1 protein-coding gene and 1 pseudogene are annotated in these 2,321 nt (G+C 41.9%); one reads left to right on the plus strand and one right to left on the minus strand.

The window, feature by feature from the left end; genetic code table 11:
* Positions 1-622, minus strand: a pseudogene (locus QZ359_RS04540) (phospho-sugar mutase); the annotation flags it as partial.
* Positions 623-775: 153 nt separating this feature from the next.
* Here QZ359_RS04540 and QZ359_RS04545 point away from each other — a divergent pair.
* Positions 776-2,321 (plus strand): ABC-F family ATP-binding cassette domain-containing protein (locus tag QZ359_RS04545; protein ID WP_293963289.1); only part of this gene is annotated, 1,546 nt, incomplete at its 3' end.

The following is a 2,321-nucleotide window of genomic DNA, read 5'->3' on the forward strand; positions in this document are numbered from 1 at the left end:
CTACGTCAACAGCTTCGCCGATAACTTCAATCAAGCCAGAAGCTTTTTCAGCTTCGACATCAGCAACTTCAACAGCAAATGGGTTTTCGATTGCACGGATATAAGTAGTCAAAGCGTCCGCGTCGTGTGGAGGCATTTGTCCACCGTCTTCACCGTAAACCTTGTAACCGTTAAATGGTGCAGGGTTGTGGCTGGCTGTGACCATGATACCCGCAAAACAGTTGAGGTGACGAACTGCAAATGAGAGTTCTGGAGTTGGACGAAGGCTTTCAAATACATAAGATTTGATGCCGTGTTTAGCAAGAACTGCAGCAGATTCAAAGGCAAACTCTGGTGAGAAGTGACGGCTATCGTAGGCGATTGCGACACCACGTTCTTTTTCATTTCCACCTTTTGACTCAATCAAACGAGCCAAACCTTCAGTAGCTTGGCGAACAACGTAGATGTTGATGCGGTTTGTACCAGCACCAATCAAGCCACGCATACCTGCAGTACCAAATTCAAGATTTGTATAGAAGGCATCTTCCTTCGTTTTTTCGTCCATATTTTCCAAATCTTGACGAAGGTAGTCAGGAAGCTCCGCAAAATCAACCCATTTCTGGTAATTTTCTTGGTAAGACATTAAAATTCTCCTTTTTGTAAATTGTTTTAACCGTTCACATTATAGCACTTTTTAGCGTTTTAGTAAAACGGTAGCATAATTTTCAGAAAAGTAGTGACATATGCCTGTTTATCAAGTCTTGAATGCCTTAGGGAAACATGCTATACTACTTGTATGATTATTTTACAAGCTAATAAAATTGAACGTTCTTTTGCAGGAGAGGTTCTTTTTGATAATATCAACCTGCAGGTTGATGAACGTGATAGGATTGCCCTTGTTGGGAAAAATGGTGCAGGTAAGTCTACTCTTTTGAAGATTTTGGTTGGAGAAGAGGAGCCAACTAGTGGAGAAATCAATAAGAAAAAAGATATTTCTCTGTCTTACCTAGCCCAAGATAGCCGTTTTGAATCTGAAAATACTATCTACGATGAAATGCTTTATGTCTTTGATGACTTGCGTCGGACTGAGAAACAACTGCGTCATATGGAGTTGGAGATGGGTGAAAAGTCTGGTGAGGATTTGGATAAACTGATGTCAGATTACGATCGCTTATCGGAGAATTTTCGTCAAGCAGGTGGCTTTACCTATGAAGCTGATATTCGAGCGATTTTAAATGGATTCAAGTTTGACGAGTCTATGAGGCAGATGAAAATTGACGAGCTTTCGGGTGGTCAAAATACTCGTCTGGCTCTGGCCAAAATGCTTCTTGAAAAGCCCAATCTCTTGGTATTGGACGAGCCAACCAACCACTTGGATATCGAAACTATTGCCTGGCTAGAGAATTACTTGGTAAACTATAGCGGTGCTCTCATTATTGTCAGCCACGACCGTTATTTCTTAGACAAGGTTGCGACAATTACGCTAGATTTGACCAAGCATTCTTTGGATCGTTATGTGGGCAATTACTCTCGTTTTGTCGAGTTGAAGGAGCAAAGGCTAGCTACTGAGGCAAAAAACTATGAAAAGCAGCAGAAGGAAATCGCTGCCCTGGAAGACTTTGTCAATCGCAATCTAGTCCGAGCTTCAACGACCAAACGTGCCCAATCTCGTCGTAAACAACTGGAAAAAATGGAACGTTTGGACAAGCCAGAAGCTGGCAAGAAATCAGCCAATATGACCTTCCAGTCTGAAAAAACGTCGGGCAATATTGTCTTGACTGTTGAAAATGCGGCTATTGGCTATGATGGGGAAATATTGTCAGAGCCTATCAACCTAGACCTTCGTAAAATGAATGCTGTCGCTATCGTCGGTCCAAATGGTATTGGGAAATCAACCTTTATCAAGTCTATAGTAGACCAGATTCCTTTTATCAAGGGAGAAAAGCGATTTGGTGCTAATGTTGAGGTTGGTTACTATGACCAAACTCAAAGCAAGCTAACACCAAGTAATACGGTGCTGGATGAACTCTGGAATGATTTTAAACTGACACCGGAAGTTGAAATCCGTAACCGTCTTGGTGCCTTCCTTTTCTCAGGAGATGATGTTAAAAAATCAGTCGGCATGCTGTCTGGTGGCGAGAAAGCTCGGTTGCTTTTGGCTAAATTGTCTATGGAAAACAACAACTTCTTGATTCTGGACGAACCAACCAACCACTTGGATATTGATAGCAAGGAAGTGCTAGAAAATGCCTTGATTGACTTTGATGGAACTCTTCTCTTCGTCAGCCACGACCGTTACTTTATCAATCGTGTAGCAACTCATGTTTTGGAATTGTCTGAGA

It is taken from the genome of Streptococcus sp., from assembly GCF_019414905.1.
Lineage (GTDB): Bacteria > Bacillota > Bacilli > Lactobacillales > Streptococcaceae > Streptococcus.